The organism is Bradyrhizobium sp. Arg237L, from assembly GCF_029990105.1.
Lineage (GTDB): Bacteria > Pseudomonadota > Alphaproteobacteria > Rhizobiales > Xanthobacteraceae > Bradyrhizobium.
Window position 1 is genome coordinate 138869 of record NZ_JAQMIL010000004.1, and the last position, 23193, is coordinate 162061.

Annotated in this window: 26 protein-coding genes; 14 read left to right on the top strand and 12 right to left on the bottom strand. The window is 64.6% G+C overall.

Features of this window, described 5'->3' with window-relative positions; all coding sequences use genetic code 11:
* Positions 1 to 46: 46 nt before the first annotated feature.
* A complete protein-coding gene (locus OZ411_RS03720; protein ID WP_282526862.1) occupies positions 47 to 781 on the bottom strand; it encodes a hypothetical protein in 735 nt (244 codons plus the stop codon).
* A gap of 346 nt (positions 782 to 1127) precedes the next feature.
* On the opposite strand from OZ411_RS03720, the gene OZ411_RS03725 reads away from it, so the two are divergent.
* From OZ411_RS03725 to OZ411_RS03735, 3 genes are all read left to right on the top strand, one after another.
* Complete coding sequence (locus OZ411_RS03725; RefSeq protein WP_282526863.1) at positions 1128 to 1886, top strand: response regulator transcription factor; 759 nt, start codon at positions 1128 to 1130, stop codon at positions 1884 to 1886.
* 175 nt (positions 1887 to 2061) lie between these two features.
* Positions 2062 to 3405 carry a type II and III secretion system protein family protein gene (locus OZ411_RS03730; protein ID WP_282526916.1) on the top strand — a complete coding sequence of 448 codons (1344 nt, stop codon included), beginning with the start codon at positions 2062 to 2064 and terminating at the stop codon, positions 3403 to 3405.
* Positions 3406 to 3419: 14 nt separating this feature from the next.
* Positions 3420 to 4094 (top strand): CpaD family pilus assembly lipoprotein, encoded by a 675-nt coding sequence (locus OZ411_RS03735; protein WP_282526864.1) that lies wholly within the window; start codon positions 3420 to 3422, stop codon positions 4092 to 4094.
* 3 nt (positions 4095 to 4097) lie between these two features.
* On the opposite strand, the gene OZ411_RS03740 is transcribed toward OZ411_RS03735, so the two are convergent.
* The 11 genes from OZ411_RS03740 to OZ411_RS03790 form a co-directional block, all read right to left on the bottom strand.
* Complete coding sequence (locus OZ411_RS03740; RefSeq protein WP_282526865.1) at positions 4098 to 5144, bottom strand: EscU/YscU/HrcU family type III secretion system export apparatus switch protein; 1047 nt, start codon at positions 5142 to 5144, stop codon at positions 4098 to 4100.
* Positions 5141 to 5968 (bottom strand): type III secretion system export apparatus subunit SctT, encoded by an 828-nt coding sequence (gene sctT, locus OZ411_RS03745; RefSeq protein WP_282526866.1) that lies wholly within the window; start codon positions 5966 to 5968, stop codon positions 5141 to 5143. Before sctT ends, OZ411_RS03740 begins: the two co-directional genes overlap by 4 nt.
* A gap of 5 nt (positions 5969 to 5973) precedes the next feature.
* Positions 5974 to 6249 (bottom strand): flagellar biosynthetic protein FliQ, encoded by a 276-nt coding sequence (locus tag OZ411_RS03750; protein WP_282526867.1) that lies wholly within the window; start codon positions 6247 to 6249, stop codon positions 5974 to 5976.
* 17 nt (positions 6250 to 6266) lie between these two features.
* The gene (gene sctR / locus OZ411_RS03755) at positions 6267 to 6926 is read right to left on the bottom strand and encodes a type III secretion system export apparatus subunit SctR (RefSeq protein ID WP_282526868.1); all 660 of its coding nucleotides are present in this window, start codon (positions 6924 to 6926) and stop codon (positions 6267 to 6269) included.
* Positions 6919 to 7995, bottom strand: a complete 1077-nt coding sequence (gene sctQ / locus OZ411_RS03760; protein WP_282526869.1) for a type III secretion system cytoplasmic ring protein SctQ — start codon at positions 7993 to 7995, stop codon at positions 6919 to 6921. The genes sctR and sctQ overlap by 8 nt, the downstream gene beginning before the upstream one ends.
* On the bottom strand, positions 7992 to 8498 hold the full coding sequence (locus OZ411_RS03765) for a hypothetical protein (RefSeq protein WP_282526870.1): 507 nt from the start codon (positions 8496 to 8498) through the stop codon (positions 7992 to 7994). The genes sctQ and OZ411_RS03765 overlap by 4 nt, the downstream gene beginning before the upstream one ends.
* Positions 8474 to 9835, bottom strand: a complete 1362-nt coding sequence (sctN, locus tag OZ411_RS03770; RefSeq protein WP_282526871.1) for a type III secretion system ATPase SctN — start codon at positions 9833 to 9835, stop codon at positions 8474 to 8476. The genes OZ411_RS03765 and sctN overlap by 25 nt, the downstream gene beginning before the upstream one ends.
* A gap of 8 nt (positions 9836 to 9843) precedes the next feature.
* Positions 9844 to 10485: a type III secretion system stator protein SctL gene (gene sctL, locus OZ411_RS03775; protein WP_282526872.1), complete on the bottom strand. Its 642-nt coding sequence runs from the start codon at positions 10483 to 10485 to the stop codon at positions 9844 to 9846.
* The gene (locus OZ411_RS03780; protein ID WP_282526873.1) at positions 10485 to 11099 is read right to left on the bottom strand and encodes a nodulation protein NolU; all 615 of its coding nucleotides are present in this window, start codon (positions 11097 to 11099) and stop codon (positions 10485 to 10487) included. Before OZ411_RS03780 ends, sctL begins: the two co-directional genes overlap by 1 nt.
* Positions 11100 to 11111: 12 nt before the next feature.
* Positions 11112 to 11951, bottom strand: a complete 840-nt coding sequence (sctJ, locus tag OZ411_RS03785) for a type III secretion inner membrane ring lipoprotein SctJ (RefSeq protein WP_282526874.1) — start codon at positions 11949 to 11951, stop codon at positions 11112 to 11114.
* Between the two features lie 78 nt (positions 11952 to 12029).
* Positions 12030 to 12569, bottom strand: coding sequence for a nodulation protein NolB (locus tag OZ411_RS03790; protein WP_282526875.1), 540 nt, complete (start codon positions 12567 to 12569; stop codon positions 12030 to 12032).
* Between the two features lie 195 nt (positions 12570 to 12764).
* Here OZ411_RS03790 and OZ411_RS03795 point away from each other — a divergent pair, with 195 nt between their 5' ends.
* From OZ411_RS03795 to OZ411_RS03845, 11 genes are all read left to right on the top strand, one after another.
* Positions 12765 to 13481 (top strand): nodulation protein NolW, encoded by a 717-nt coding sequence (locus OZ411_RS03795; protein ID WP_282526876.1) that lies wholly within the window; start codon positions 12765 to 12767, stop codon positions 13479 to 13481.
* Between the two features lie 102 nt (positions 13482 to 13583).
* The gene (locus tag OZ411_RS03800; RefSeq protein WP_282526877.1) at positions 13584 to 13802 is read left to right on the top strand and encodes a hypothetical protein; all 219 of its coding nucleotides are present in this window, start codon (positions 13584 to 13586) and stop codon (positions 13800 to 13802) included.
* Between the two features lie 127 nt (positions 13803 to 13929).
* Entirely contained in the window at positions 13930 to 14142 is a 213-nt protein-coding gene (locus OZ411_RS03805; RefSeq protein ID WP_282526878.1) for a hypothetical protein, read from the top strand.
* Positions 14143 to 14220: 78 nt separating this feature from the next.
* Positions 14221 to 15171 carry a hypothetical protein gene (locus OZ411_RS03810; RefSeq protein WP_282526879.1) on the top strand — a complete coding sequence of 317 codons (951 nt, stop codon included), beginning with the start codon at positions 14221 to 14223 and terminating at the stop codon, positions 15169 to 15171.
* A 10-nt stretch (positions 15172 to 15181) separates the two neighbouring features.
* Positions 15182 to 15715, top strand: a complete 534-nt coding sequence (locus OZ411_RS03815) for a hypothetical protein (protein WP_282526880.1) — start codon at positions 15182 to 15184, stop codon at positions 15713 to 15715.
* Positions 15716 to 15718: 3 nt separating this feature from the next.
* Entirely contained in the window at positions 15719 to 16141 is a 423-nt protein-coding gene (locus OZ411_RS03820; RefSeq protein ID WP_282526881.1) for a histidine kinase, read from the top strand.
* The gene (sctV, locus tag OZ411_RS03825; protein WP_282526882.1) at positions 16138 to 18264 is read left to right on the top strand and encodes a type III secretion system export apparatus subunit SctV; all 2127 of its coding nucleotides are present in this window, start codon (positions 16138 to 16140) and stop codon (positions 18262 to 18264) included. The genes OZ411_RS03820 and sctV overlap by 4 nt, the downstream gene beginning before the upstream one ends.
* Positions 18265 to 18285: 21 nt before the next feature.
* Positions 18286 to 19017: a tetratricopeptide repeat protein gene (locus OZ411_RS03830; RefSeq protein ID WP_282526917.1), complete on the top strand. Its 732-nt coding sequence runs from the start codon at positions 18286 to 18288 to the stop codon at positions 19015 to 19017.
* 106 nt (positions 19018 to 19123) lie between these two features.
* Positions 19124 to 22357, top strand: coding sequence for a DUF4781 domain-containing protein (locus OZ411_RS03835; RefSeq protein ID WP_282526883.1), 3234 nt, complete (start codon positions 19124 to 19126; stop codon positions 22355 to 22357).
* 2 nt (positions 22358 to 22359) lie between these two features.
* On the top strand, positions 22360 to 22752 hold the full coding sequence (locus OZ411_RS03840; RefSeq protein ID WP_282526884.1) for a hypothetical protein: 393 nt from the start codon (positions 22360 to 22362) through the stop codon (positions 22750 to 22752).
* A gap of 83 nt (positions 22753 to 22835) precedes the next feature.
* Entirely contained in the window at positions 22836 to 23192 is a 357-nt protein-coding gene (locus OZ411_RS03845; protein ID WP_282526885.1) for a sigma factor, read from the top strand.
* The last annotated feature ends 1 nt before the right edge of the window (position 23193 follow it).

The window sequence follows — 23193 nt, forward strand, 5'->3', positions numbered from 1 at the left end:
AGGCAAAAACTAGAAGTGCAAGCTGATTGAAACCTGACGATGAAGTTTAGAGCCTCGGCGGCTGTACTCCGTGCACCACGTCCAGGAAGGCGGCGCGTCGGTTTTCGAACTGCTCCTTCTCGGCGGTGCAGACGACGGTCGTACGGCCCTTTGGTGTCTCGAGAATGGCCATGAAATTGCGCAAGGCCTTGGCGCGGTCCGGAGCGGCGAATGTCGGCTTCATCTCTGCGATCAGCGACACACCGACGATGCCGGATTGAAGATAAGGCTGCTCTTCACTGACGTCGGAGAAGGTTGCGATCGACCAGCGCGCGCGTTCGCGCCAATCAGGTTCGCTCGCGATCCGATTGATCTCCGCTTGGCTGAGACGCGCATTCTGCGGCAGCGGCTCGAACGCCACCTGACATCCGGTGTCGCGATCGCCAGGTTCCCTGACTGCGACGCGCACCGTGAAAGGTGTGGCCAAGCTCATTGGCTGCACCGCGTAGCCCGGCGGTGGCTTGATGTGTAATCCAGACTCAGCATCCGACCATGGTTCACCTGCGGTGGCCTCGCACGATGCGAAGTGCACGCTGACGAGCATAAGAGCAGCCAGTTGTAAGCGAGCTGAGATCATCAATGACATCCTTGATTGCAGTTCGGATCGAATGCGCGTGTCATGAAAGCGCGTGGTATCGTGGTATATGGAAGGCAGTTCCAGGACTGCGAACAGTCTGCGAATGAACAGACACGCGTGCATGCCTGCTTTGCTGCAGAAGCTGATGTTGCGCGAACGACGCAAGCGGAACACTCAAGCGCGTGAGCCCTGCGCGAGAATCGAATCTTGTTTCCACGTCAGAGCGCCGCGCAGCACGCTTATGAAAATAGATCATGCAAAACATGGGTTTTCGGCGTTGATGCGCTACGGATATAGCGACGCGATGAAAGAGTAGCTCTAAGTGATGATCGCGATCGCCGTGAATGACGTGTGACAGAAGCAAGGAATATGTAAGGAAAGCGCTCGCTTGAGAATTTTTGCTGTAAGAAAACTTTCGCGTGATTTCCGACTTAACCGTCCCTAACGTCTGTCGATACAACGGATAACCAACAGGAAGGCAGGCGCCATTATATTAAGAGGATGGAGCCCTATGCGCATTTTGCTCATTGAAGATATGAAAGTACTTGCATCAATGATGGAGGAGGCCCTGATCAGTGATGGATTTGTGGTGGATGTTGCAGGATCGCTCGAAGAGGCGACAGCCGCAACTGGCTGCGCGCCCTACGACATCGTGCTGCTCGACCGCAAACTTCCGGATGGAGATGGACTGAGCTGGTTGAGAGCGCGCCGTCGCTCCGGCTTTTCGTGCCCCGCAATCATCATGACGGCAGTGGCGGGCGTGAATGATCGTATCGAAGGCTTGAATGCGGGGGCAGATGATTACGTCGCAAAGCCGTTCAGCGTCGAGGAACTGATCGCCCGGATCCGCGCGATCCTGCGCAGGCCGCCGTCAATACAGGATGCGAGTCTTCGCGCCGGCAATATCGAGTTCGACACCGTGAGCCGCCAAGTGTGGGTCGACGGCTGCGAGGTCCGCATTCCGCGTCGCGATCTCTGCCTCTTGGAGGTGTTGATCAGGCGCTTCGAACGAGTGGTCACGCGGGGCGCGCTCGAGGAAAGCCTCTACAGCTTCAATGACGAAGTCTCCTCCAATGCTATCGAGGTGGGCGTCTACCGTTTGCGTGCGCACCTCTCGGAGGCGGGTGCGAACGTCCGCGTCCGCACTGTCCGAGGCGTCGGCTACCTCTTGGAATCGGTGGTTCGCGAGGCAAGCGAGAATGCAGCGAGCGGCGGGCTGGTTGCCCGCCGCGAGACGTCGCGCGGTCTGCTCGATACCGGCGCCGGCTAGGCGAAGGCGGGTCGTCGGTTGGGGATGGCCGATCGCCGCCAGGCGATCGGTGGGAGGAGAAGAACCTTTGATCGCGAGTGGAGCGCGTCAAGCTGCTGCGGCCATTCTCAGTGTTTTCGTAGTACTTGCATCGACGGGGCCGCTCGATGCGCAGACAGTTCAGAGCGGGCGGGGGCTGCCGGCGCAACAGGCCGGTGCGGTCGCGACGGCACGTCCGCGCGCGCCGGCAAATGTTCCAAGCAATGCGCCAGGCAAAATGTCGGGACGACTAGACATCACCATCTCGCGCGGGGAGACCATCCATCTGCCGGGCCCGGCTACCAACATGTTCGTCGCCGATCCGACGATTGCGGATATCCAGACGCCTTCGAACGAAACCATTTTCGTATTCGGCAAGAAGGCTGGCAGGACCAGCCTGTTTGCGCTGGATTCCCGCGGCGAGGCGCTTGCCGAATTCCAGGTCGTCGTGACCCAGCCGATCGAGGATTTACGTGCCTTGTTGCGCGGCGAGGTCGGTGATTATCCGATCTCCGTCAGCTATACGCCAAGCGGCGCCGTGCTGAGCGGGGTCGTGCCGAATGCCGCGGTGGCGGAGAGTGCCAAGTCAGTCGCGCTGCAGTTTCTCGGCAACGGCGCGATCGTCAGCAACCGCCTCAAGGTGGCCGGCGCGACGCAGGTCAATCTCAATGTGCGCGTGGCGGAAGTCTCGCGCAGTGCGATGAAGGCGCTCGGCATCAATCTCAATGCCTTTGTTAGGGCCGGCAACTTCACCTTCGGCCTAGTGAACCCGAGCCCTCCGTCGGGAGGTGGGCAATTCGGTATCGGCTATGTGACCAACGATGTCGGAATCGGCGCGGTGCTCGATGCGCTGGCCCAGGAGAAGCTAGTCACCATCCTTGCCGAGCCGAATCTGACGACCGTCTCCGGCGAGCCCGCGAGTTTCCTCGCGGGCGGCGAGTTTCCGATTCCCGTCTCCCAGGGCCTCAACCAGATCTCGGTCGAATTCCGCAAATTCGGCGCAAGCCTGGAATTCGTGCCGACGGTGCTGTCGGGCAATTTGATTAACATCCGCGTCAAGCCGGAGGTCAGCGAGCTGTCCTCGCAGGGGGCCATCGTCATCAATAACTTTTCGGTTCCCGCACTGTCGACGCGCCGTGCCGAAACGGTGGTCGAACTCGCGAGCGGTCAGAGCTTCGCCATCGGCGGCCTGATCCGGCGCAATTTCAACACCAACATCCAGACCTTCCCCTGGCTTGGCGATGTGCCGATCGTCGGAGCGCTGTTCCGCTCGAGCCAATTCCAGAAGGAAGAGACCGAGCTCGTCATCATCGTCACGCCCTATCTGGTGCGACCGTCTCTCGCGGCGACCGCGATGCAGGCGCCGACCGATCGGGTCGGCCCGCCAAGCGACGCGGGGCGGATCCTGCTCAACACGTTGACCAAGCCGCCCAGGGGACGCGTCGCACCCGCGACCAGCGTGCCGGGCCTGACCGGCGAAGCTGGTTTCCTGATCGAATAATGGGGCTGTTCGTCATGATCGTTATGTCTTCTCGCCTTGTTCCGCTTGTGATTGCAGGCTTCGTACTGTCCGGCTGCTACTCGGCGCCGGTCTTCGTCGAACCGACTGCGCAGGCGATCATGGTGCAGCCGGAGGTGAATGTGCTGGTCCTGCACGGCGGGTCGGCGGGCAGGCTCGCTTCGTCCGAACGCAACCGCCTCGTCGACTTTCTCCGCGTTGCCGGCCACGGCCGGATCGATGCCCTGCATCTGAAAGTGATCGGCCTCAGTCCATATGCGCGCCGCGCGGTGGCAGCTTCCGCCACCTCGGTCGGAGTGCAGCCCTGGAGCATCGTCGAAGTCGCCGAGCCGGCCGATGACCGCGGGCGATACACGGTGCGCGTGCTGGCCGACTATGCCAGTGCGGTCCCTCCGGTCTGCCCCTCGCTCTCGATTGTCGGACCGTCAGGCAACGACAATGATTTCGATCAGACGCTCGGCTGTTCGAACCGAGCCAATCTGGCGCTGATGGTCAATGATGGGCACGACCTGTTCGGCAATCCCGCCGTTGCCGCCAGCGATGGCGAGCGCGCCGCCATACCGATCGAGCGCTACCGCGGCTTCAATACCCAGGGCACTGCAGGACGTGCGCCCCAGCCGGTCGGAGGGCCGGCTCTCACGCGCTCCGTGCTCGGAGGCGCGCCTCAGTAAAGCTCAGCCCGCCAAGCCCGCGGCAAAGATCACTTTGGCGACCCGATTGAAGAGCCGGGAGGGAATGGCGGCGCCAAGCCTGGCGCGGCGCATCAACAGCCTGGCAAGCTCGGGATCCTCGACAATGAGTTTGGCAAGATCTCTTGCCTCAGTAAGGATGCGGTCAGCCGCTGGGCCCGATCCGCGGCAGACGACGACCGGAACGCCGGTCTCGCCCGCGACATAGCGCAGGCCGACGACGGCGCTTCGGCCGCGAATGATGAGTGTTGCCTGCTTCACGCCAAGCCGCGGCTCGCTGGCGCTCTCCCGTCGCAGGCGCTGATGGGCGCTACGTATGTGCGGATTGCCCTCCAGCTCCTGCATTTCGCGTTTTGCCTCTGATGGCGTCATGCGCATTTCGCGCAGGAACAGCCAACGCTGGATGAACAGGTCGGCGATCGCGGCGGCAAGGAAGCAGCCTCCGGCGATCGCGAGCAGGAGCTTCGTCTCCATACCCACCACGAAGCCGAAACAGCCCATGCCGCAAGCCGGCAAGAGCACGAGTGTCTTCCAGGTGCCGAGCATCACCAGCAGGAACACGGCGGTCAGCGCAGACGTCTTGACCAGCGTCTTGGCAAGCTCGATCCAGCCCCTCAGTCCGAACATTCGCGCAAGGCCGCTGAAGGGGTTGATGTTTTGCAGCTTCGGCTTGATCGGCTCGAGTGAAAACAGCACGCCACGGTTGACGGCAACATTGGCGACCAGGCTCGCTCCCACCACCAGGCCGAGAAGCGGGGCGATCGTGCGGAAACTTGCCACCAGCAGCACGGACGCAAGTTGGCGCAGGCCGGTATAGAAATCTCCGGCCTCGACTTGGCTCGCGAAGGTCAGTGCCTGGCGCCAGTCCTCGACGATGGTCTCCGACCAGATCCAAAGATAGAGGATGGCGGCGACGCCGCCGGCCGCGCTGACCAGATCGGAGCTGTGCGCGATCTGCCCCTTCTTGCGTGCATCCTCCAACTTCTTGGAGGAGGGCGGAAGGGTTTTCTCCTCGCTGGTTTCCCCGCTCATTTCACGAAGCCCTCGAGCAACTGGATGACGCTCGGGACCGTCGCGATCTCCGCCCGCATGTAGTCGAACAAGAAGGTCGCGTAGACTGCGATGAACAGGGCGAAGCCGACATTCTTGATGGCCGGTGCAAGATCGAACGGTTTGAATTGCGGCGCAAAGCGCCCGACCAGGAGGACGCTGATGTCGATCAGGAGCAGAAAGATGACTGCCGGCCCTCCGACCAAGAGGCCAAATCGCATCAGGCGATCGAGCAAGGCCAATGACGCGAGCGCGCTGTTGGTGTCGATCTGCGGTATGTAACTGCGCAATGGCCAGATCGCGTAGCTGCGATAGAGCATGTCGACGACGGTTTGCAGGCCGTCTGCGGCGACGAACAAGGCAATCCCGCAGAGGCTGAGGAAAAGCCCCATCGCGGATGCCGGCGAGCGGCTCGACGGATCCACCGGCGCCACCTCGCTGGAGACGCCGCGCTGCACGTCGATGATCTCGCCGACGATCTGGATCGCCCAGAACGGGATGCTCATCATGAAGCCGATCGTTACGCCGACGAAGAGCTCCTTCAGCGCGATCAAGCAAAGCTGGATGGTCCGCATCGGGCGCTGGAGATCGGCGAGGCTGTCCGTGGCGTAGCCGACGATCGGGGCAGCGAGCGCCAGCGTCAGCGCGGTGCGGAGCAGGCCGCCGAAACTGATCCGGCTGAACACCGGCAGGATGAGGACGATCCCGACTGCGCGCGTCGTTGCCAGCGCCAGGTCCGGCAGCATGCCAATGAGGTCGACGATCAGCCGGTGCAGCTCCGGCAGCAGGAGGAGCCCTGGATCCATGTCGGCTAGCCGGAGGCGGTGAGCGCCGGGAAATCCGTGAAGAGCTGCTTGGCGTGTTCGATCAATGGTCCCGCCAGGACCGGCGACAGCAGGCCAAGCACCGCGACGATGACCAGAAGCTTCACCATCAGCGGCAAGGTTTGGTCCTGGATCTGGGTCGCAGCCTGGATGATGCCGATCACGACACCGACCACCAGCGCCGCGCCGAGCGGCGGCACCACCAGCGTGAGAAACAGCATGAGCGACGTGCTCATGTGGGTCAGGATGCTTGCCTCCCCCAAGTCCGCCTCCTTTGGGCTCAACTCTGGCCGTAGCTGAGCACCAACCCGTGCATCAGGCGGGACCAGCCATCGATGGCAATGAACAGGAACAGCTTGAAGGGAACCGAGATCACCGTCGGTGACACCATCGACATGCCCATCGCCATCAGGATCGTGGTGACGACAAGATCGATGGTGATGAACGGCAGATAGAGCAGGAAGCCGATCTCGAAGGCGCGCTTCAATTCGGAGATAAGAAACGCGGGGACGAGGATGCTGAGATCGTCGATGTTGGTGCGCTGGCGCATGTGCTCCGGCCAGACCCGCTCGGTCGCGGACAGGAAGAACTGCCGCTCCTGGACGCTGGTGAAACGGTTGAGATGGTCGCGCAAGGGCTCCTGGCCGCGGATGAACGCGGTCTTGAAGTCGTCGAAGCTTCGGTATTGCAACTGTGGATCATTCAGACGCTGTGAAATCTGCTCGATCACGGGAGCACTGATGAAAACGGTGAGGATCAGTGCGGCGCCGTAGATAACGATGGTCGGCGGCACCTGCTGCGCGCCGAGCGCGTTGCGCACCAGGAACAGCACCACCGAAATCTTCATGAAGGCGGTGGTTGTGACCACAACGAAGGCCAAAAGGCCGAGCCCGACCGAGACCGCGATGAGGGCGAGGATACCTGGCTGAAGATCAGTCATGAAGGAAGAGCCGCGTCGCGCGTACTCCGATCGTATCGCCGATACGCACGATCTCGCCGCCGCCGATCGTCTTTCCATTGGCGAGGATATCGACAGGCCCCGCGGGATCGCGGCCGAGATCGAAGACGTATCCGGGCACCATCGCGCGCAGGGTGCGCAGATCGACCGTGCGTCGTCCAAACTCGAAGGTCAGCGTCACCTCGATCTGGTCGAGCGTCGCGTTGGCATCCGCCGACGAAGCTTTGCCGCCATCGGCCTTGTTCATGCTCATCTCCATTGCAAGCGCGGGGTGGGGGCCGAATTGGCCACGCAGGGTTGCGGCGCGGCCCGCCAGTGCGGCGTCGGCCGCGGTATGGCCGAGTGCGACAAGAACTTTCCCGCTGGCGGGATAGTAGGTTTGCAGCAGGACAACGTCGCCCGGCCTCCAATTGGAGAGCAGTGCGATTTCCAGGCGGCTTGCGCCGATCTCAAACGCCAAAGAGAGCGGAAGCTGGTCCATTGCAGCCGGTGCCTGGGGCATCCGGCCGAGCAGGTCGGCAACGGCGGCGAGCGACGCGCCGTCGTCCGAGCGCGGCAGATGCAGACAGGCGTGGCCGCGCCAGTCGCCCCATTGGATAGCAAGCGCCACGCGGTTGAAATCCCAACCTGGTGGGCCCGCCGGCTCGAGCCGGCTTGGCATGGTGACCTCTGCATCGAGGGCATCTAGCAGGCCGGCAAGCGCAAGCTCGACCATGAGGCTGCGCAGCGGTTCGTCGGGCAGGCCGAGGCCATCCTGGATGCTGCTGATGAGGCGTTCGACAAGCGACTCCGGCAGCGACAAAATGGGGCGCACCTGCGCGGATCCCAGGCCGAAATGACATGACGGCTCGGAATCCGGAACCGTCTGCTCGAGGCCGATCGCGGCGATCGCAAGCGGCTTTCCGGCAAGTTCGGTGACGAAAGGAAGCCGCCGCGTCGCTACCCTGTTCAGCGACGAGAGCTGCGCGCGCGTCAGCCATATCCGCGGTTCGTAGCCGATCACCACCTGCACTGGGTGCGCCGCCGGCACGTCTTGGTAGCGGACATTCATCGCAACCGTCCGTATCGGAGTTCGACGTCGTCTTCGCTCTCGCGCTCATGCTCCATCTGCAAGCGCACGATATCGGCGGTTTGCGCGCGGGTTTCGATCTGCTCCCATTTGCGCCTGTCGCGCGTTTGCACGGTCAGGCGCGCCCGTCCCGCTTCCACCGCCTTGCTGGCTTCGAGCAGAGAGGCGGCTGCGGCGTCCAGGCGATGGGCAGCCTCGTCGACCCGCACGCCCAATCTGCCGATAGCTTCGCGGTGGCGCTCGAGGCCGGCGCGCTGCAGCGGCCCCGCCTCCGGCAGCGAGCGATAGATGTGATCCTCACCGGCGCGCTGCCCGTGCTTTTCAGATTCGAGATTTCGATCGGCCGCGTCGCGCGCGAGCTCCGTCTCGGCTTCGCGTTGACGAAGCGCAGCCAGTTCCTGCAGCGCACGCCGCTCGCGTTCCCGCCGCAGCCGCGCGAGAGCTGCCACCTGCAAGAGATTCACCCCGCCAGCCGCGTCAGCCATGCCAACGTCTCCTGGATGCCGATGCGCTCGGTGCTCGATTGGCGCAGGAAGCTTCGTATTTCGTTGATCTTCGCCACCGCTTCGTCGGCGACCGGATCGGCACCGCTCTTGTATTCGCCGACCTGCAGCAGGAACTCGATCTCCGTGTAGCGGGACAACAGCTCGCGCAGGCGCGCAGCGGCACGCTGGTGCGCGGGGTGGGTGACCGCGCTCATGACTCGGCTGCGGCTCGCCAGGATATCGATCGCCGGATAATGGCCGGCGCTCGCCAACTGGCGCGATAGGATCACGTGGCCGTCGAGGATGCCGCGGGTCTCTTCCGCGATCGGATCGCCGTTGCCATCGCCTTCGACTAGCACCGTGTAGAACGCGGTGATCGAGCCGGTGGCGCCGGGGCCGGCTCGCTCCATCAGGCTCGGCAATTGCGCGAAGACGGACGGCGGAAAGCCTCGCCGGGTCGGCGGTTCGCCAGCGGCAAGCCCGATCTCGCGCAGCGCGCGTGCAAACCGCGTGATGCTGTCCATCACCAGCAGCACGCGCTTGCCGCCGTCGCGGAAATGCTCGGCGATCGCGGTCGCCACATAGGCGGCTTTCACCCGCTCCATCGCCGAGCGATCGGACGTCGACACGACGAGCACGGCGCAGCGCATGCCGTCCTCGCCGAGTTGAACTTCGACCAATTCGCGCACCTCGCGGCCGCGCTCGCCGATCAGGGCGATGACCGCGACGTCGGCCTCTGCACCGCGCACGATCTGCGCAAGCAGGGTCGACTTGCCGCCGCCCGGCTCGCCATAGATGCCCATGCGCTGCCCTTCGCCGCAGGTCAGGACCCCGTCGATGGCACGCAGGCCGAGCACCAGCGGGCGATGGACCAGCGACCGGGTGAGAGGGCTCGGCGCCGGTCCGTGCAACGGACGAGCGGCGTCCGTATGGATCGGCCCCTTGCCGTCGAGCGGATGGCCGGCGCTGTCGATCACGCGCCCGAGCAAGGCGTCGCCCACCGGCGCCTCCATCACGCGTCCGGTCGGGATCACTTCCGTCCGCGCCGATAGCCCGGCAAGATCGCCGATCGGCGTCAACAGAGCGTGGCCGCCATCGAGGCCGACGACTTCTGCGTCGCGCATCCACCCGGTGTGAGGATTGCGCAGGCGGCACAATTCGCCGATCCGCACGTCGGGCACGACGGCATGGATCATGGTGCCGACCGCGCGCGTCACGCGCCCGCGCAACGGGCGGGTTTCCGTCTCCCTGATGCGCTCGCGGATGTGCGACAGCGTGTTGTCCAGACGTCGCTCCGGCGCCTCCTCGTCGGGCGACGCTGTTGCAGGAGGTGCCATCACGTCCATCATCGTGATGCCTCGTTGCCGGCTTCGCCGTTTTCGTGCTGCGCGAGCAGGCCCTTGCGCAGGGCGGAGAGTTGCGCTTCGAGGCCGAGCTCGATATTGCCGAACTCGCTCCACAGCACGCATTGACCGAGCGCGAGCGTCGGGTCGACCTCGATCTCGACCATGGCCGCTCCGCCGTGGTCGCCGAGCTCGGCCAGCGCTGCGCGCAGACGCGTGGACTGTTCGGGCGCGACGCGCAGGCGCATCTCGCCGCCCGCCTGCAGCTTGGTCAGCGCATGGCGTACGGCGTGTGCCAGGAGATCGCCGGGATCGAAGCGGCCGAGCAGATTTTCGATCACATCGAGAACAAGGTTCGGAACATCCTGTTCGAGGCGCCGCAGATAGGAATTGGCGCGCGCGGATGTCGTCGCGATGAGCTGGGCGGCCTCCTCGCGTCCGATCGCAAGTCCTTCTTCCCTGCCGCGCTGGCGCTCGCGCCGGTAGATCGCACGCGTCCAGTCGCGCATGTGCGCGTGGTGGCGTTCGGCGGCGTCGAGGGCCGCCTGCGCTTCGCCCCAGATATTGAATTCTTCCTGCCGCACCAGCGGATCGAGCGGCCGCAATCGCGGAGCAGTGGGGGCCTCTGTCTGTTCGACAGGCATCAGCTAGTCTCTCCCTCTGCCATCACGATCGTCATCACCGACTGGCAGGCGGTCATGTGCTCGGGGCTGAATTGGCGTGCTTGCTCGGTGTCCTCCGGCGACAATCTGAGCAGCACCGCGTCACGGCGCGGTTTGGCCTCGCCCGCAAGCCATGCGCCAAGACAAGCGAGGCCATCGCGGTCGATCGCGTGGGCAAGTTCGGACGGCCCGATCGCCTGCGCCGGGCCAACTGACGCTGCGGCGTGACGGAGCCCAAAGGCAAAGGCCTTCTCGCCAATCGTCGCGACAAGTTCAGCAGCCGCTTTCCCGGTCACCACGAGGCGCAGCGAGGCTGCATGCCAGATCGCGCCCGCAAGTCTCGCCACGGCTTGGGGATTCGCGGGGCAAGCGAGAAAGTCAGCAGACGCGGGGATCGGCCACAGGTCTTGTGCTACGAGACCAGGCTTCATCTGCGCAGCCAGTCGTTGCTCCAGCCGGCGACAATTCTGCAGCTTGCGAATAGTCTCGGCGGTGAGGCGCTGATCAAGGGCTGCCGCGATGCGCGACGGATGCAGGAACGACAACGCGTTCGTCGTCGTGGTCTGTGGGCTGGCACCAATCCCCGTCCTGGACATGGGTCGGCGTCATCAAGCAGCCTGACGCGGCGTGCCCCGCGGCAGTTTTGGCTGATTGGAAGACTGGACGCCGGTTTGGAAACTCCCCGGCGGAAGACGCTCCACGGTTGCGTGTACAGGCTGCACTTGCGCGGGGTTCGACTGGGCTGCAGCCGACCGGCGGCGGCTGAACCAGTAGACGCCGCCTGCGCCGATGAGGAGGCCGCCGAACATCGCCGCCGCCCATTGCACTGTCTCGAGCATCGGGCCGGCCGCGGTGGCACCGGTTGCAGCGGTCGTAATCACCGGCTGCACCTCATTGCGTTCGACCGGAACGAGCACAACCGAGACTTTCTCGTAGGAAAGCCCTTCGATGCTGTTGGCCACCAGCATCTTGATCTGCTGCAACAGCGCCTTCACCGGCGCGCGTGTATCGTAGCGGATGAAGACGGAGGCCGAGGAGGGCGTCGCATCCTGCCGCAACAGATCGTTCTTCGGCAGCACGACATGGATGCGCGCCGACAGCACGCCGTCGATATCGGAAATCGTCTTCGACAGCTCCTCACTCAACGCATAGACGTAACGCGCGCGTTCTTCGGTCGGCGAAGCGATCAGGCCGCCGCCTTTGAACACTTCGCCCATGTTGGTGAAGGTCTGGCGCGGATAGCCGTTGGCCTTGAGCAGCTCGACGGCCTGGGCGAACTGCTTCTGCTCGACGATGACAGTGCTGGTGCCGTCCTTGGATTGCGTGCGCCCGGCATCGAAGCCGTTGCCGAGAAGCAGCGCGACCATTTCGTTGGCTTCGCGCTCCTGCAATTTCGTATAGAGATCGGCCTTGCAGCCGCCGAGCGCCGTCGCCAGCAGACAGGCCATGAGCGCGGCACGCTTTCGGCATACCGCGCTGGTTCGATCGCGAAGATTGGATGGAGATGCCATCTTTGTTGCAAACCTTCAGCTCGATGACATCAGCCGGTTCATCGAAGAGGTGAAGCTGCCGCTGCTCTTGGACACGACGGACACTTGAATCACCTGTCCGTAAGTCTTCTGTAGTTGCTCGAGCATGTGGCTGAACTGGCCGGTGCGTGTGTCCTTGGCTGTCAGATCCGGGGCACCGCTGGGGACCTCGCGCAGCGCGCTCGCAGCGGGCCCAGGCTCGGCGGAGGCGACCTTGAGCAGGGGAGCGGAGGGCGCCTTCTTTACATCGGCATTGCCGAGCTTGTCGTTGCGATGGATCGCTTCCAAGCGGTCAAGAATGCGCTCGCCGAGCGAATCGTTGCGCGTCGTGGGGCGGCTGATCTCGCGCTGTGGTTCTGCAGGGGGAACCGCCGCGGCAGATGGCGCAGCAGCTTCCCGCGCCGCGGCATAGGACCGGGCAAATTCCTGGCCTTGGGCCGCTGTCGGCGTCATGGTTTGCGGTTGACCGCTATCCATGACTCCACCGGTTCCGATACAGTTGATCGCGGCACCGGAAGAGATCGCTCCGACCGTCATCTTGCCTCCGCTCTTGCCCGATCGATCGCCGCAGGGCCGGCGGACCATAGGAACGCCACCTGACGGCAAGGTGACGAGATCGGTGCATGGCGCTGACCGAAGTCTGTCGCAATGTCGGACTAAGGTCGGCGGATTGGAAATACTTCGAGAAATCAGTTGATGATCACTGAGCCCAATGCCGCCTCCAGGCGAGGAATGTCAGCGCACACTGGAATAGTCCTGTTCGGCCTCGCTTTCCTGGTTGCTGCGAGCGCAGGCGCCGCGCCACTGACGCTGCCCGACACTTCTTATAGCTATACCGTGGTGGATCAGGATCTGCCGGCGGCCTTGCAGGAATTCGGCACCAACCTCGGCATCAAGGTCAACGTCAGTCCGGAAGTGCGCGGCCGTATCCAGGGGCGCTTGCCGGAATTGCGTCCACGAGCCTTTCTCGATCGACTGGCCGCGATGTTCAATTTCGAATGGTACTACGATGGTCAGGTCCTCTACATCAGCGCGGTCAAGGAATCGCAGAGCCGGCTGTTGGTGCTTGCCCCAATCGGATTCGATCAGTTCAAGATCGCGCTCGACGCCTTGAAGGTCGCCGACGACCGCTTTGCGGTTGTGCCGGCGCCCGGCAATGGGCTCGTACTGGTCTCTGGGCCGCCGCGCTTTATTGCGCTCACTGAGCAGACGCTTGCGGGATTGATCGCCGAGGAACAGGCAAAGCCGAAGCCCGGTGTTCCAGCGCCGGCTAAGGAAAACGTTCTGAATGTTTTCCGCGGAACGCAGGTGAGCATCTGGCGCAACGGTCGATTGGAGCAGGTGATCGGTCCCGATCCGCGGATAGAGGCTTCGCGTCAGCCGCGTGGCGACGATGATCCGGGCCGCTCCTCGCATTCGCCGGTGCCGGCTTCCCTGCATCCGTTCTGACCGGGATCCGGCTCGTTATTGCTAGCCGTCAGGTTTTCGAAAGCTAGGCCGCTTACATATCGGTTCACGATCTGGAACGTGCAGCTAATGGAGCGACGTGAGATGTTCGGAGCGATCGGCAACATCGCCGGCGCCATGTTCGGAGGACCGGTTGGCGCCGCTGTCGGCGGTGCTATCGGCAATGCGATCGATGGCGGCGGCAATCAGCAGCAGGCGCAAGCCTTTCAGGCGGCGCTGCAGAGTTTCGCGATGCAGATCGCGAACGATGCGATGGGCGAGTTCGACGAAGCCATGGCGGATACCGAGGAGGATTTCGCCTGACATCGGGAGTTGGGCGGAGCCCAATCCCGACCAGGGGCCAGAGAGGCCCTTCAATCTCCGGCCCGCGGCGGAGGCCCGCGATCTGGATCAATCCAACCGACATCGAAGCAAAACATAGGAGAGCGACATGGGCGATATTCTTGGCGGCGTCACCAATGCCCTGGGCGGAGCTGCGGGAGCTGGCGGGGCCGGCGGCGCTGGCGACAGCGGCAATTTCCAGTCACAGCTTGCCGAACTGAAGCGCGTGAGCGAAGAGGCGCAGGCCAAGAGCATCGAGCTGCGCAAGCTTTCGACCGTGCTTAGCTCCGACAAGAAGGTTGCTGACGAGCGCGTGCAGTAATCCAGCAGGAAGGCGCGCGTTTCGACGCGCGCCTTTCCGCTTGTGGCGTAAGATTTTCAGTCGGGAAGGACCGCGGCATTGGCTCTGACGAACGATTACGTTCTCGCGATCGGGGCCGGGCTCTATGCCGGGACCTCGCAGGGCTTGCCGGCCGGCACCTATGTGATCGGCGGCGTCGTCGAAGCCGATGTGGTGCTCATCGGGGAAAATCTGGCTCCGCGCCATGCCATCGTGATCATCGACGACGACAAAGCGCGCGTCGAAGCGCTGGCGGACGGCGTTTCGCTTGCAGGCTATGGCGCCTTGAAGGTCGGGCATCCCGTCACGGTGACGCTGCCTTTCGAGCTTTCGATCGCGGGCGTGGTGATGTCGTGGACCAGGGCGGCCAGCAAATCCAATACGGCACTCGCCGCCGCACGCGACCTGCGTCTTCTTTCCGGCGGACGGTTGCGTTCGGCTGCCGTGCTCAGCGTGGCCGTGGTGATCGTTGCGGCGATCGCATCCAATCTTGCCGCGGTCGCAACCGGTTCGGCCGGCAGTTTCATCGATCTCAGCCTGCACCCGCCGATGAGCGCGGCGCCATCCGGCGGATCGGCGCGGCCGGAACGCGCCGCGCAACTGAGCGCGCAGCCGGCCGGCGCCATCAAGGATGCGGCGGAAGAGTTGACGCGGGAGGTCGAGAAGGTGGGGCTCCTCAACGTCACGGTCGAGGCCGGCAGCGGCGTCGTGATGGCGCGAGGCTCGGTCGAACCGGGTGTCGTTGGACAGTGGCAGAACGTGCAGCAATGGTTCGACCAGCGCTTCAAGGGAGAAGTGCTGCTGGTGAATGGTGTTGCAGTCAAGGCGGAGAAGCTGCCGTCATCGCTCGCCATCGAGGCTGTTTGGCGGGGGGCGCAATCGCACCTGGTCATTCGTGGCCAGAAATACCTGGAAGGCGCGATCCTCGACGATGGCTGGACGATCCAGCACATCGAGGCCGAACGGGTCGTGCTGAAGCGCGACGGACGGCTGGTGGCAGTTCGGTACTGACGGTGGAGCGATGGTCAAGGTGCCGCAACGGCTGTTGAACCGCCAGAGCGCCCCGCCGCAGGGCAGGGACGTCGCTCCGTCCTCGACCGAGATACGCCGCGATATCGCGACCGAGCTCAGTGTCACCAGCCTCAATGCCGATCGGCGCGGGGTCAGCGGGCATGCCGCGGCTGCTGCTGATGAGGGCATTGAACTCGATGCCGCGATTGAGGCTGCGCTTGCGGCATCCGATGTCGATCCGGTCACGCGCGCCCATCTCGGCGAGGCGCGCGGCGCGATCGGCGCGGTGGAGCAGCGTCGTGGGCTTGCAGGCTTTGAAGGACAAAATCTGGCGGAGGCCTTGTTTCGCTTCGTCATGCCGCGCTTGCGCCATCCGGATGTCCTGCACGCGGAGCGGAATCGTGCCATCCTGGAGCACCTGTCCTTCGAATTGGACCGCCTGCCGGCGGACAGGATCTTGCATGAAGGCGCCGTCGCCATTCATCGCGAGCTGCGCGACCTGGCGTTGCTGCGCCAGGGCCGCAACAGCCTCATCGAGGGCTGACCGGTGTCGTCGTTGCTGCAGGAGCTTCCACCTTCGGTTCGGCCTGCCAGTTCTGCCGCAGAGGTCACCGTTCCGCTCATCGCCGGGCCGCAACGCGATCTGCTCTGTACGCTTTCCTACATCTATCTCGCTTGTGGCCAGCCTGACCGTGCCCTCGCGCTGCTCCGCCTCGTCGAACGGGACGTCGAGAACGACATCGGCTTCCTGCGCGTGCTGGCCTACGCGCTGATCGCAGCCGAAGACGGCCTTGAGGCAATCCGCGTCATCGAGCGGCTTCAGGAACTCGACGGAAGCGCCAATGCGCGTGCGCCGCTGCTCCTGATGCGCAGCCACGCGCTGCGCTTGACCGGCCACCTCGGCGAGGCGCGGGAATGTTTCCGGGCCTTCACCGCCGCACGTCGGCAGGCAGAAGGAGACGCATCGTGACGGCTCAATTGCGCGCGCTGCTGCTTCGCCTGCCGGGCACTCCCGATCTGATGGTCGCGGCGGTCCTGCTCCTCGCCATCGCGATGATGATTTTGCCGATGCCGTTGTGGCTGGTCGATCTCTTCATCGGCTTCAATCTCGGCTTTGCGGTCCTGATGCTGATGGTGGCGCTCTACATCCTGACGCCGCTCGATTTCTCGTCGCTGCCCGGCATCATCCTGATCTCGACCGTGTTCCGACTGGCGCTCGCCATCACTACCACGCGACTGATCCTGTCGCAGGCGGAAGCCGGAGACATCATTCGCACCTTCGGCGAGTTCGTGATCGGCGGCAATGTGGTCGTTGGCCTCGTGGTTTTTCTGATCGTCACGCTAGTGCAGTTCATCGTCATCGCCAAGGGCGCTGAACGCGTGGCCGAAGTCGCGGCCCGCTTCACCCTCGACGCGCTGCCGGGTAAGCAGATGGCGATCGATGCCGAGATGCGCAACGGCGATATCGACCAGGCCGAAGCGCGGCGCCGGCGCGCCTCCTTAGAGAGCGAAAGCCAGCTCTATGGCGCCATGGACGGCGCCATGAAGTTTGTGAAGGGCGACGCCATCGCCGGGCTGGTCGTGATCGTGGTCAACCTGCTCGGCGGCATCTCGATCGGCACGCTGTCGCGCGGGCTGTCATTCAGCGCGGCCGTCCACGAATATTCGCTGCTGACGATCGGCGATGCACTGATCTCGCAGATTCCGGCGCTCTTGCTTTCGCTGACCGCCGGCACGGTGGTGACGCGGGTGACGGGAGACAAGCAGGTCAATCTCGGGCGCGATATCGTCGGGCAGCTCGGCGCGAGCTCGCGGGCGCTGCGACTGTCGGCCGTCGTCCTGCTCGGGATCGGCCTGATTCCGGGCTTTCCCACGCTGGTCTTCGTCGTGCTCGCGCTCATCTTCGGTGCGGCGAGCCTGGTGAGGCGGGACGCCTCGCACGAGAGCGAACGGGCATCGCCGGCCGCAGCCGCTTCGCCGTCGTCGCAGGTCGCCGGCATCCGCCGCGCCGCCGTGCCGTCGGAGGTGTCGGCGATCACGCTGAAACTGGCGCCGGCGCTCGCCGAGAGGCTGGATGAAAGCCAGCTTGCCGCTCATATCGATCGCCTGCGTACTCAATTATGCGCGCGGCTCGGCATTCTCATCCCCGAGGCGGTGGTCGCGCGGGACGATTCGCTGACAGGGGCCCGCTATCGCATCGACATCGAAGGTGTTCCGGTGGAAGAGTGCGAGGCGCGCGTGGACGAGCTTCTTGTGGTCGATGATCTCGCCAACCTGGAGCTGTTGAACCTGCCGTTCGAGCGCGAGCAGGACAGCCGGCGCATGGCCTGGGTAGACGTGGCACATGCGCAGGCCTTGCGCGATGCAGGGATCGGATGCCGGGCCGTCGAAGAGGTGATCGCCGTCAAGCTGCGCGACATCGTCGCCCGCTACGCCTCACGTTTCATCGGCATCCAGGAAACGCGCGCGCTGCTGGCGCGCATCGAATCCGGATACGCGGATCTGGTGAAGGAGACCCTCAGGACGGTTCCGGTGCCGCGCATCGCCGACGTGCTGCGCCGTCTCGTCGACGAGGGCGTGTGCGTCAACAACGCGCGTCTGGTGCTCGAAGCCCTCGCCGAATGGGGCGAGAAGGAGAGCAACGTCGTTCTGCTCACCGAGTATGTTCGCGCGGCGCTCAAGCGGCAGATCTGCTACAGCCATGCCAACGCGCATCGGGTGGTCATGGCCTATGTGCTCGAGCGCGAGGCGGAAGACGTGGTGCGCGGCGCGATCCGGGATACCGCCGTCGGTCCCTATCTCGTGCTTGACGAGCGCAGCGGCGAGCAATTGCTGTCGCAGTTCCGGAAAGTGGCCGCGGACGCAGCCGCAAGCGAGGTCAAGCCTGTCATTCTCTCGTCGATGGATGTGCGCCGCTATGTCCGCGGCTACATCGTGCGCAATGGCCTCGATCTCGCGGCTCTCTCCTACCAGGATCTCGCCGGTGATTTCATGGTGCAGCCGGTCGGCTCCATCAGTCTGAACAGCCAGCGCCAGGACCTGCCGGCGCGCAAACCGGCAAGACCTGGGCAGGACGTGCTCAGCGCAGCGTGAGGAAAGCCGGGACTCTTGACCATGAAGCAGGAGAGCTGTCGCCACGTGTTTGAACGTTGCCGGTCCGCGTGGCCGGTGGCGGCGATATTCGTCCTGGCGCTGCCGGCATCGGGCTGTATGCTGACCGATCAGGCCGCGCTGCCGTTGCAGCCGGAGGTCCGCCCGCCGCTTGCCGACGTCAAAGACCTCGATTCCGCCGCACTGAATCGTCTCGCCAAAGCGACCGCGCAAAATGGCGGCGATGCGGTCGACCCGGTCATTCTCTATCGTCAGCTCGCGGCGCGGGCGCCGTCCGATCCGGCGCCACGGATCGAACTCGGCCGCCTGCTGATCAAGCGCAATGACATTGACGGTGCGGACGCCGCATTCCGCGAGGCGCTGGCGTTGGCGCCGAACAATGTGGATGCACACGTGGGCGCGGCACAGGTACTGCTCGCGCGGCGACAGTCGGACGATGCGCTGGCGGGGTTCGAGACGGTGCTCGCCGACGCGCCCGACAATGTCCGCGCGTTGAATGGCCGCGGTCTCGCGCTGGATCAACTCGGGCGCCGCGACGAAGCACAGGCAAGTTACCGCCACGCGCTGACCATCGATCCGGACAACGCCGTTGCCCGCAACAATCTTGGCGTTTCCCTGACATTGGTCGGTCGTCGCAAGGAAGCCCGCGCGATCCTCGAGCCACGCGAAAGCGAGCGTATCACCTCGCCTCAGGGCGGCCGGTCTGCACGCGCGGAAACAGATGACGTCAATTGATCGCGGCGCAAGCGCGCTGTCAGGTTGATATCAGACAGCAGCCTTAGAGTGATGATCTCGAGACGCGGAGCCCGCCTCGCGGGATTGTCGCCGAAAGGAGTTGCTCATGGCTGCGCCGACGCCTGCCACGCCGTCATCTCGCGTCACGCCGGATGCCACAGGCTCCGCCTGGCGCGCCGAAGATGGCAACCGTTCGCAGCGCGTCTTCGACAATGCGATGACGGCCCAGCTCGCGCTGCAGGCGGAGCTTGCCGCATCCGCGCGCGGGCCTGCGCAGCCCAATCAGGATCGCCGCAAAGGGATCAGCGACTGGGTCGAGAAAAGATCGGATCGCAGCGGAGACTTTTTCGGAATCGGCGGCACGTCGGGCGTCGACAAGGTCAAGGACGCGCTGCGCGGTCAGAGCGAGCTTGGGCCACTGAACGCGGAGGAGCAGCGGTTTCTCCTGGACCGCGTGCTCGATCGCTGGACCGCCGGTCGCGGCGAGGGGATTTGCGGCACCGTGCAGCTCAGCCGTTCGCTCGATGATGCGCCACAGTTGCGGGGCGTGGTGGGCGAGCGGCTGGCGATCAGGGCGGCCGAGCTGTGGCGCGCTGCGCGCGTGGCCGGTGGCGTGGACGAAACCTGGCAGCAGGGCGCTGCGGCTTCATCGATCGCCATGGCCGCGGTGACGGCTCTGTCCGAGCCGCCCGGTGGCGGACAGGATGTCCTGCGATCGGTGATCTCCGCGCTTGATCCTCGCGATGCCGGCAGCTTTGCGCGGGCGCTCGCCGGCGACCGGCAAAATCCGATCCTTGGCTATGGCGGCAGCGCCATGAGCCAGGTGCTGGAATCGCTCGGCGACGCGCCGATGAGCGATGCGACCAGCGCCTTCGTGCAGAATGCGTTCGCCGGCACCTCCTCCTTTGACTACGCGTCCCGCCCGGCGCTGCGCCAAATGATGGCGGGAGCGCTGGCGCGGGAATGGTACCCCGGCGATAGCAATCGTCAGGCGCAAGAGCGCGAGCGTCTCGCCGGCATTCTCGACACGCGGCAGGGACGCGAATTGCTTGGGATCACGGACCGGAATGTGCCGCTTGAGGCGCGTGTTGGTGCGCTCGCCGCGATCAGAACCGATAGCGCGATCACGGGACAAAGCCTCGGCGAGGTGGACGATCCCTGGACGGCTCCCGCGATCGTTGCGCCGTTTGCGCAAGAGAGCGCCGGCCGCTATCTCGCCACGCGCGGCGATGCGCCGCTGGCGCTGCGCGGCAGCGATCTCGACAACACGGTCGGCTATGCCATGGGCCTGCGCCCGAGCGTGGCGCCGGGGGCCGATTTCACAGAGCTGCAGGCGGCTGCCGCCCGCGGCGAGCATTCGTTCTATGCAAGCGGCGAGGACGGCGAGGCGGTGCGCGCGGTGGCCGATCAGATCTGCGCGATTGCCGCCGACGGCAATGCGCAAGTGACGGTGCTGCCGATCACCTACTCCAGCAACGAGACCGGTCCGGTGCAGCTTCCGCTGTTTCGCGTGCTCGAGCCCGCAGGTCAAGAACGCTTCGTGGACAATATCGGCCGCCGTTACGACAGTTTCGAGGATTGGCGTACGAACAACCAGTTGCCGAGTGGAAGCGTGACCTATCCCGCCGACGGCCATCTGCGGACTAGTGCCGATGGCCGGGTCGCGCTCGGCCACGGCAATACGCCCCGCACCGTCGATACGCTCGGCGAGCACATCACAGAGTTTGTCGACAAGGCAGCCTTGGTCGGCGGCATCGTCGCGGGTGGCGTGCTGATTGTGGGATCGGGAGGACTTGCGACACCGATCGTGGCTGGCGCCGCCGGCGTGGCGGTCGGAGCGGGCGCCTGGGGAGCCTATCGCAGCGGCGATGCGCTGCTCGATCGGGCCCGGCACGGTCAGTCGCTCGATCCCATCCATGATGAGGAGGCGCGCGGCCTCTGGCTCAATCTCGGCGCCAGCGCCGCATCGGTGGGCGCGTTCGGCAGCGCGGCGCGGCTCGCCCAGCTTGGGCGGGCCGGCCGTGCCATCGCGCCGCTCGAAGCCTCCGCGCATGGTTACGTGCAGGCCGGCGCGGCTTTCCTCGACAGTGCCGCCATCGCCAATCAGGGTGTCGACCTCTCGCGCAACTGGTCACGGATGTCCGCGGGCGATCGCGTCGAGGCGCTGCTCTCCATGGGCTTCTGGGCGACAGCCACCGCCGTCGGTGCCCGCGGCGGAATGCGGCCGGGCGACATCTATAACCCCGTTCGCATCCGCGACAATCTGTTGCGCGATCTTGCCCCTCCGGTGACGCCGGATCCGGCTTTGCCGGGCAACGCTGTCAGCATCGACTACGATCCGGCCACTGGCGCGGCGCTGCGCATCCGGCATGGATTGCAGGCCAGTGCAGAGGACATCGACCTTCACGTCCGGACCGCGCAGAACATCCAGCGCAGCCTGACCCTCGAAGGCCAGCTTCGATCCTTGTTCACCGAGCATGGCGAGCCGCCTCCCGGCACGGTCGGCTGGGCCGCGCGCCTCGATATCGCCAAGCTCCGCGAGCGAATGCAATCGCGCGCCAGCGAACGCGCCGATCCGCAATTGACGGCGGCTCGGTGTACCGAGCTGGCCCAGGCGGACGCGATCGATGCGCGGCACATCGACGAATTGTCTGAGGAGGTCGCCTCTTTCGTGCGCGATCCCGCGCGGGCAACGATCGACGCCCGAAGCACGCCTCGCGTCGAGCGGGACACTGCAGCCGAACGGCAGGCCCTTCACATCGGCGAGACCTCTCGGAGTCTTGGCCGCAACGAGGCCACTTGGACGGTGAACGAGCGGCATGAGACCGTCAGGGTTCGATTCCATCTTCGCGAGATACCGCCCAAGAAAGAACGGCCGGCCGAGGAGAATGAGCTGACGTCGAACGTGGGCAAGGAAGGCGGCCGCACCGGCGAATTCCCGAAGCGGGATGACGGTGGCCACATGATCGGCTTCCAGTTCATGCACGATCAGGGATTGATCAATCTGTTCCCGCAGAACTCAGAGTTCAATCAACACGTCTACAACCAGTTCGAAACCGAGATGCGTCAATGGATCGAGGCCGGCGGCGAAGTGCGCGGCACGGTCGAGGTCGGCAGCGCAGGCGCAAATGGCGGACTGGCATGGGCCGGGGCGCGTCCTTCCGAGGTTGCCATCCGCTATGAAGTGGTCAATCCTCGAACCGGCCGCGTAGTCTACCGGAACCAGACGCTGTTCGACAACGAGCAGGGTCAGCGTTACAGGGGATTCGAGAGCGAGGCCGGTGCGGGCGGGCGCCAGCTTGCCGCGGCGATGCGCGCGCGCCTTCGGGACGAAAGATGAGGTTGGCCATGGTGGACCAAAGGCAGGCAGACGCGCTGTTGCACGAGATCGCCGGCATGGTCGCGCAAAGCGAAACCAAGGAGTCGCGCGATTGGGCCGGCATCTCGGTGGTGGCGATCGTCGACGAGGCGTCCGTTCAGGTCAGCAGCTACCGCTATGACGCCGACGGCCGGGCCGAGCCGGGAGACCCGGGGGACCTCTCGGTCAACCGGAAGTTTCGCGAGCTCAATAACGTCATGCGTCAACCGACTGGCCGGCAATGGAAATCAGCGCTGATGCAGATCCGCCGCGATACGGGCGAGGTCACGACCGACTTCGAATATGACGATGCATCGCGCTGGAAAGTGACCCCTCTCAACCTCGACACCATGCCGCAGCAGTTGCGACCGCGGTAGCACCGGCAGTGGCTGAGCCACTGACCTCACAACAGGCCGGCGGTCAGCGGACTGTCGACGCCAACCTCACTCCCGATGTGGCTTTGGCGACGCTGTTGTCCGGGACGGGACTGATTGCGATTCAAACCGGTGCCGGCGCGTTCGTGATCGTGCCTGCACCCGCGCCCCCGGGCGCCCTACAACGGTCGCCCGAGTTGACCCGCTGTTTATGGCCGGATCTCAGAGCACGGCTGACGCGCCAGTTGGGGTCTGAGGATTTCGCGGAAGAAGCCTTGCATGAGACCTGGCTGCATCTTCATCGCGACAGCGATCCCGGCCAGATCCAGAGCCCATCAGCCTTTCTGGCGCGTATCGCGGAGAACATAGCAAGGGACCGGCTCCGGGCGGAACGCCGCGCACGAAGGGTCGAGATCGAGGCGGCGCTTTCGGTTCCCGAATGAA

Bases quoted from the DNA above. Each gene is read 5' to 3' on its own strand.
- OZ411_RS03790 (WP_282526875.1), bottom strand. From the start codon at position 12,569: ATGACGGTCGGAGCGATCTCTTCCGGTGCCGCGATCAACTGTATCGGA.
- sctQ (WP_282526869.1), bottom strand. From the start codon at position 7,995: ATGAATGTCCGCTACCAAGACGTGCCGGCGGCGCACCCAGTGCAGGTG.
- sctJ (WP_282526874.1), bottom strand. From the start codon at position 11,951: ATGGCCTGTCTGCTGGCGACGGCGCTCGGCGGCTGCAAGGCCGATCTC.
- OZ411_RS03800 (WP_282526877.1), top strand. From the start codon at position 13,584: ATGTTCGGAGCGATCGGCAACATCGCCGGCGCCATGTTCGGAGGACCG.
- OZ411_RS03805 (WP_282526878.1), top strand. From the start codon at position 13,930: ATGGGCGATATTCTTGGCGGCGTCACCAATGCCCTGGGCGGAGCTGCG.
- OZ411_RS03815 (WP_282526880.1), top strand. From the start codon at position 15,182: ATGGTCAAGGTGCCGCAACGGCTGTTGAACCGCCAGAGCGCCCCGCCG.
- sctT (WP_282526866.1), bottom strand. From the start codon at position 5,968: ATGGATCCAGGGCTCCTCCTGCTGCCGGAGCTGCACCGGCTGATCGTC.
- OZ411_RS03780 (WP_282526873.1), bottom strand. From the start codon at position 11,099: ATGTCCAGGACGGGGATTGGTGCCAGCCCACAGACCACGACGACGAAC.
- OZ411_RS03835 (WP_282526883.1), top strand. From the start codon at position 19,124: ATGGCTGCGCCGACGCCTGCCACGCCGTCATCTCGCGTCACGCCGGAT.
- OZ411_RS03740 (WP_282526865.1), bottom strand. From the start codon at position 5,144: ATGAGCGGGGAAACCAGCGAGGAGAAAACCCTTCCGCCCTCCTCCAAG.
- OZ411_RS03830 (WP_282526917.1), top strand. From the start codon at position 18,286: ATGAAGCAGGAGAGCTGTCGCCACGTGTTTGAACGTTGCCGGTCCGCG.
- sctL (WP_282526872.1), bottom strand. From the start codon at position 10,485: ATGCCTGTCGAACAGACAGAGGCCCCCACTGCTCCGCGATTGCGGCCG.
- OZ411_RS03725 (WP_282526863.1), top strand. From the start codon at position 1,128: ATGCGCATTTTGCTCATTGAAGATATGAAAGTACTTGCATCAATGATG.
- OZ411_RS03795 (WP_282526876.1), top strand. From the start codon at position 12,765: ATGTCAGCGCACACTGGAATAGTCCTGTTCGGCCTCGCTTTCCTGGTT.
- sctN (WP_282526871.1), bottom strand. From the start codon at position 9,835: ATGGCACCTCCTGCAACAGCGTCGCCCGACGAGGAGGCGCCGGAGCGA.
- sctR (WP_282526868.1), bottom strand. From the start codon at position 6,926: ATGACTGATCTTCAGCCAGGTATCCTCGCCCTCATCGCGGTCTCGGTC.
- OZ411_RS03765 (WP_282526870.1), bottom strand. From the start codon at position 8,498: ATGGCTGACGCGGCTGGCGGGGTGAATCTCTTGCAGGTGGCAGCTCTC.
- OZ411_RS03735 (WP_282526864.1), top strand. From the start codon at position 3,420: ATGATCGTTATGTCTTCTCGCCTTGTTCCGCTTGTGATTGCAGGCTTC.